The sequence below is a fragment of the Rothia sp. HMSC071B01 genome, from assembly GCF_001808945.1.
Classification (GTDB): domain Bacteria; phylum Actinomycetota; class Actinomycetes; order Actinomycetales; family Micrococcaceae; genus Rothia.
In genome coordinates this window covers 108,693-115,174 of record NZ_KV795071.1, presented here as the reverse complement: position 1 = coordinate 115,174, position 6,482 = coordinate 108,693, and the positions used below count along the sequence as shown (strand labels likewise).

Below are 6,482 nucleotides of genomic sequence, written 5' to 3'. Positions count from 1 at the left end.
GAATATCGCTAGCGCACGCAGTCAATGCAGCCAGTACGCCGGCACCGGTTGCACCCAGTGCCACGCGGCGGGACATACCAACAGAGGTGGGGGAAGGGCTCGTCATAATCAGCCTTTCAAAAGAAGTCAACAAAGGAAATAGAGTGAGTTGACACCATCATTATACCCTAAGCACATGAATGGATATCAAATACCACTACCTATATCCTTTTGCGAAGAAAGGTCTAAAAAGCTGCAATTAGTGCACTAGGACGCTGAGGGGCTCGCAGACTCCGTGCTCTTATCAGCATCCTTATCTTTCTGAGTGCTCATAAACCAAGCACCCTCCTTATACTCCACAACAATCCTCATCGCCTGCCCCTGAGAATCTTCTGCCCTAGCCAGCGACTTATCGCGGTTGTCCCCCTCCGTCAGATGCCTCTTCGCATTCTGGTCAACCAGAGAACGAGCACGCCAGAAATAACGAATACGGTCGCCCTCAACCTGCGTGGGAGTGTCCGTCATCAGGTACACAGACATCGGCTCGCTCGTATCGTAAATCCAGCCGCGCCCTGTCTCATAGAGCTTAACCATCGGCTCAAGCTCCTTATAGTATTCGCTACTCGGGTCCGTCTTCTTCAACGGCTCAATATCACCCGTCAACGCCAAATAATTAAAGCTAGAAATCCAATAGCCAATCAGCGCATAAATACCGTCAATGCTCAGCTCCTGCACCTTCTCCGGCATGAGCGGTTTGGGCACGTTCTGCGCCTTCTTCTCAGCCGTGGCAGGAACGTACTCGCCGTTCTTCTCAAAGTTATCGAACGTGACCTTACCCTTATACGACTTATTCGCAGACGGCAACGTCGACGAAGCAGAGGGGCTCGCGCTCGCTGACTCAGAGGTGGCAGCATCAACCGGCGGATGCACCGTACGCGCACACGCAGACAACACAGCGGCAAGACCAACACCGCCCGCACCCAACACGGCGCGGCGGCTCAAGGCGACGGGCTTAGAAGAGGGGCTAGTCATCAGCAGTCTTTCGGTGAGGTCAACGGATGTGGGGAGTGAGTCGACACCCCCATCATACCGGGCGCACCTTATAGCAACCGTAAAGCACCGGCGAATAACAAATAGTCGGGCGCATATGAAGACACCCCATAGCTGCCACACAACAAAAGACAGCTACGGGGTGAACAACGTAATACGCCTCGGCTGAACCGGGCCCACCGGCTAGCAGAGTAGTTAACGGAGCAGATGCGCAAAATTACGGCGCGCGTGAGCCACCTTCGGGCTCACCACAAATGCACAATAACCCTGCGCCGGATTCAACGCGTAATAATTCTGGTGATAATCCTCAGCCTCATAGAACACACCCAGAGGCTTAATCTCCGTAACAATGGGGGAGGGGTACAGCTGCTGAGCACGCGCCACCGCACGCTCAAATGCCTCACGCTGCTGCTCATCCGCGTAGAAAAGCACCGAACGGTACTGCGAACCGGTATCCGCACCCTGACGATCCCAGCTGGTCGGATCGTGGCTCGTGAAGAAAATATCCAGCACCGTGTCCAGGTCAATCACCTGCGGGTCAAAGCTGAGCTTCAGCGCTTCCTGGTGACCGGTCGTACCCGAACACACCGAACGATAATCAGGGTCGGGAGTCTCGCCGCCCGTATAGCCGCAGACGCTCGCCTCAACCCCGCGGAACTGGCGGTACACCGCATCCAGGCACCAGAAACAGCCGCCGGCAAGAACAACATCAGTCATGATTCCTCCTTGAACTATAAAACCACACTACCTGAAGAACACCGCCGAGCCGCATAATATTCCTGAGCTGCCGCCGCGCCACCTGCCACAATAGAGGTATGACTGAAAAACTAGAAACCCCCACCCTCGCAGAAGTCGTCGACGCCTTCCACACGCTCTTCCCGCCGCAGCTCGCCGCCGGATGGGACGCATCCGGCCTCGTCGCCGGACGTGGCGCCGCCAAAGTGAGCACCGTCCTCTTCGCAGTAGACGCCCTCACCGCCACCGCCGAAGAAGCCGTAGCCGAAGGCGCGCAGCTACTCATCACCCACCACCCGCTGCTGCTCCGCGGCGCAAAGTTCATCCCCGACAGCGACTACAAGGGCAACGTTCTGCACACCCTCATCGAAGGCGGATGCGGCCTGCTCGGCGCGCACACCAACGCCGATGCCGCCGTCGAAGGTGTGAACGAAGCACTCTGTGACGCTATCGGTCTGATTGACCGCGAACCGCTCACCGAAGCGCAAACCCAGGTGCTCGACGAGCAGGAACACGCGGTAGGCACCGGTCGCCTCGGCACCCTGCCCGAAGAAGTCACCCTCAAGGAGCTTGCAGAACGCCTCGCTGCGGCACTGCCCGCGACCGCCGGTGGCCTGCGCATCGCCGGACGCGCCGACCAGCCGATCCGCCGCGTCGCCCTCTGCGGTGGTGCCGGTGACTCTCTCTTCGACGCGGTACGCGCCACCGACGCGCAGGTGTACATTACCGCCGACCTGCGCCACCACCCCGCTAGCGAATTCCGCGAAACCGCACGAGTTGACGGTAGCAACATCGCCCTGATTGATTGCTCCCACGCCGCCAGCGAATCCCTCTGGCTGCAGTCGGCGGCAAACCGCCTGCGCGCCCTGCTCGCTGAGCGCGGCTTCACCATCGAAACGAAGCTGTCTGCACTCAACACCGACCCGTGGGACTTCACCGTCTCCACCGGCGTGGCAACCGGTCATGACGCGCACTCGGCAAGCACCGCCGCAGCCCCCGCGTGGGAACTCTAGGGCGAGAATTCTAGGGGTGAGAACTCTAGAAGAATCCGCGCGGATTCCCTCAGTGCGTAAGAGCCCGGGCACCCCGTCCGTTGTGACGAGGTGCCCGGGCTAGAACCGGCCTGGCCTACTTAGTTAGCAATGCGATACAGGCCAGTAGTGATAGGGTTCATCACGCGATGCCGGTAATAGAACAACATCCAGTCCAATTCAATGCGGGTCACAGCATGATTCGGTTCAAACATGCCAGTCTCGGGAGTAATAACATTCTGCTGGGTAGCCCACAGAATCTCACGGTAGAACGCGGAATCCGGCGTAACATCCGGGAAGGATGAAACACCCGATACTTCCGGTGAACCAGACGCACGGTAAATCATTGCGGCAACGGTTGCATTCGTGAGACCGTCCTCCGCGTGGAACTTTCCGTCAGGTCCGCCGAAGGTAACACCCTTTTCACGAGCCCAAATGTAGGCGGCGTAGTTCGGATCGTCCGTCTTCACATCCGGCCACGGGGAGACTTCAGGAAGGTCCACCTTGGGGCTGCCCTTCATCTCATAAAGGGAGGAAACCAGCTCACCGCGGGTGGCAGGCTGCTTCTGTTCCTCGTCGTTCAGCGATGTCGAAAAGTACATACGTTCCTCTACGGGTACGTAAGCATTCGTGAACCGCTGGACACCCTCAAACTTCAAATCCTGGTGCGCCAAAAGAACGCCGCGGTGCTCCGGGGCAAAACCCACCATCGGGGTAATGAGAGTCTTATCCGTCTTGCTGGGGTAACCGTAGTCGCTCCACGCCTCAATGACGTACTGCTTGGACGGATCCAGCGTGTTCGCGGGAATCTTGAGATTGACGAAAGCGAAGCCTCCCTCCAGGCCCGTCTCGTATTCATCATCACCGTGGACGTAACGCTTCATCTCGCTCATAACCAGGACGGGGGAACCCGTGCCCTTCTCGCGAATGACGTACATCATGCCCTCAACGCCGGGGATGTCAGTCCCTACGAAGCCCTGACCCTGAATCAGCAGCTCCTGATCCTTTGTGGTGTCCTTCAAAGCGTCGTATTTCAACTTAGGTGCGAAGGTGTCGAAGTGATAATCATTGGTGCTCAGACCGTGATGCGTCACAACGTTCTTGCGAGCCCAGATATCCTGAACGGTTGACTGCGGCTGGCCCTCGGACTCGGCGAGGATGCCAACCTCGTAACGTACCTTGTCCAGAGTCATATCCGGAAAATACTCCGTGAGGGTGTAGTAACTCGGCAAAGTATTAGCTTCAACCTTCAGCGGGGCGACAAAGGTGCCGTCATCGTCAATGGTGAAGTCCTTGCCCTCTTCAAACCGCAAGAGGGTATCGGTCACCTGATGGGCGTTGTAGGGGACGTTCTCCTCGGGCGCGATGTAGATGACTACCTTGCCGTGCTGCTTGCGCCACTCCTTGGTGAAGCCGGTGCCCAGAACCGTAATTTTACTGTCCTCACCGGTGTACAGGCCGTCGCCCTCTTGCTCGAAGACGTCACGGCCGTCCTGGTAGTAGTAATCCTCATAGACAACGGTGAAAGACGGCTCATCCGCGACGTCCTGAGTTGCAGGGGTGGGGGTATTGGCAGTCGGTGCGTTAGCAACGGGCGCGTTTGCGGTGGGCGCTGCGTCCTGGGCTAACGCCGGGGTCAGCGGCAGGACCATCGCGCTCGCCAGTACGAGCGCGCTACAGTTGCGGGCCGCGTGGAAGAATGAAGACTTAGAGTTCGGAAGCGAGGACATGAGACATCCTTAAAGTTGTTTCTCCGGGGCTACGCGAGCTCGCCGGTAGGTAGGGAATCTACCGTTGAATCTGCGCACGCCCCATGAGAAAAGTGGTTGAAAATCCCCCTCGGTTTCGGGGATATTCTCACCCTATCAAAGCGTTGAACGATTGTCAGGAAACACTCAAGGAATACTTTAAGGTTTCGAGAAATCTCACACCGCGGTAGCTGTTAAAAGCTGAACCCCGCGCCCCCGAACAGAAAACCATTCGGGAACACGGGGGATTCAGAGAACTATCCGATGCGCCGCACTCGCCCTCAAGGTAAAACCCGAGGGGGACGCGGGCGGGCTAAACGACCTTACTTAGCGCGAGCCTGGAACGCCTCAATCAGAGTCTCCAGCTCACCATGAGTCACCATGTGCTGAGCGTCAAAAGCGCCGCTAGCGTTCAGCACCACCTTGTTCTGCTGAGCCCACAGAATCTCACGGTAGAACGCCGAACCCGGAGCCACATCGCTGTAGGGAGAGTTGCCCGTCACCGCAGGAGAACCAGCCGCACGGTAGGCGAACGCCGCAACGGTAGCATTCGAAATGCCGGCATCAGCATGGAACTTGCCGTCCGACCAGCCGAAGGTAATACCCTTCTGACGAGCCCACACGTACGCCGGGAAGTTCGGGTCGTCGGTCTTCACATCCGGCCAGGGGGAAGTCTCAGGCAGCTTCACCTCGGGGGTGCCCGCCTGGATGTACAGGGCAGCCGCGAGCTCACCGCGAGTTGCGGGGGTCTTCAGCTTCTCATCAGAAGGAGCAGGCTTCTGATCGTCGTCCTTCTTGGGATCCTGAGCGTTGGGCAGGTTCGCATCCTTGTAACCGTTCGTGCCGTTCAGGTCCAGGTCCTGCCATGCGAGCAGGGTACCGCGGCCCTCGGTGGACTTGCCCACGACCGGTGCGAGCAGCTCGCCCGTCTCGCTGTAACCGTCATTAGCCCAAACCTCAATCACGTACTTCTTCGAAGCATTCAGAGTGTTCGCCGGAAGATGCACGTTACCGTACAGGTTGCCGTCACGGTACGCCGAAGACTCGGTGGGGTGGTCAAACTCGATGATGTTGCTGGTTGCCAGAACCGGGGTGTTCGAGCCCTTCTCACGAACCACGAACTGGACACCCTTAACGGAGTGGATATCGCCGTGGAAGCCCTGAGCGCCAACGTTCAAATCCTGCGATTTTGCGGGATCAGCCACACCGTTGTAACCCAGGCGCGGTGCGAACGGCGCCGGCTTCTCACCCATAGTATTCAGTACCTGGGTGCTCACCACGTTCTTGCTGACCCACAGCTCCTGAGCGGTCAGCGGCTTCTGGTCCTTCTGCTCAGCAACCACGTGAATCTCGTAGCGGACATCGTACTTGGTGCCGCCGGTCGGATCGTGGAAGTTGTCGTCATCAACGAAGTAGTAGGCGGCAAGATCGTACGCCTCAACCTTCAGGTCAGCCTCAAAAGTGCCGTCATCGGCAATGGTGAAGTCCTGACCCTCCACAAAACGCAGCATCTTCGAAGTCGGAATCTCGTAGCCGGACGGTGCGTAGTTCGCGGGGGCAATGTACAGTGCCACGGTGCCGTGCTGGGCACGCCACTCCTTGGTGTAGCCGGTACCCTTCACATGAACGGTACCGCCCTCGGTCGTGATGAGGAAGGGGTTCACGCCGTCGTACTTGTAACCGTCAGGGATGGATACATCCAGGGTCGGGGTAGCCGCAGCGACCTGGTGAGCAGCCTGAGGGGTAGCGGCGGCAACGGCTGCATCAGCGGCAGGAGCCGCATTCTGAGCCAGTGCCGGGGCCATCGGCAGAACCATAGCACTAGCCAACGCCAACGCGCCGCAGCTCTGAGCTGCGCGGAGGAAAGAGGACTTAGAGTTCGGAAGCGAGGACATAACACATCCTTAAAAGTTGTTTCTCGCAGGGTCCTGGGGGGGGG

Annotated in this window: 5 protein-coding genes; 1 reads left to right on the top strand and 4 read right to left on the bottom strand. The window is 58.3% G+C overall.

Going from position 1 to position 6,482, the window contains the following annotated elements:
- Positions 1-246 precede the first annotated feature (246 nt).
- Positions 247-1,011: a DUF6318 family protein gene (locus HMPREF2527_RS03995; RefSeq protein WP_044150517.1), complete on the bottom strand. Its 765-nt coding sequence runs from the start codon at positions 1,009-1,011 to the stop codon at positions 247-249.
- Positions 1,012-1,224: 213 nt separating this feature from the next.
- Positions 1,225-1,746: a peptide-methionine (S)-S-oxide reductase MsrA gene (msrA, locus tag HMPREF2527_RS03990; protein WP_049359950.1), complete on the bottom strand. Its 522-nt coding sequence runs from the start codon at positions 1,744-1,746 to the stop codon at positions 1,225-1,227.
- Between the two features lie 98 nt (positions 1,747-1,844).
- Here msrA and HMPREF2527_RS03985 point away from each other — a divergent pair, with 98 nt between their 5' ends.
- On the top strand, positions 1,845-2,777 hold the full coding sequence (locus tag HMPREF2527_RS03985) for a Nif3-like dinuclear metal center hexameric protein (protein ID WP_049341408.1): 933 nt from the start codon (positions 1,845-1,847) through the stop codon (positions 2,775-2,777).
- 119 nt (positions 2,778-2,896) lie between these two features.
- Here HMPREF2527_RS03985 and HMPREF2527_RS03980 read toward each other — a convergent pair whose 3' ends face one another.
- Together HMPREF2527_RS03980 and HMPREF2527_RS03975 are read right to left on the bottom strand one after the other, a co-directional pair.
- A complete protein-coding gene (locus HMPREF2527_RS03980) occupies positions 2,897-4,525 on the bottom strand; it encodes an S-layer homology domain-containing protein (protein WP_070506532.1) in 1,629 nt (542 codons plus the stop codon).
- 341 nt (positions 4,526-4,866) lie between these two features.
- Positions 4,867-6,438 (bottom strand): gluconolactonase, encoded by a 1,572-nt coding sequence (locus HMPREF2527_RS03975; protein ID WP_070506529.1) that lies wholly within the window; start codon positions 6,436-6,438, stop codon positions 4,867-4,869.
- Between the last annotated feature and the right edge of the window lie 44 nt (positions 6,439-6,482).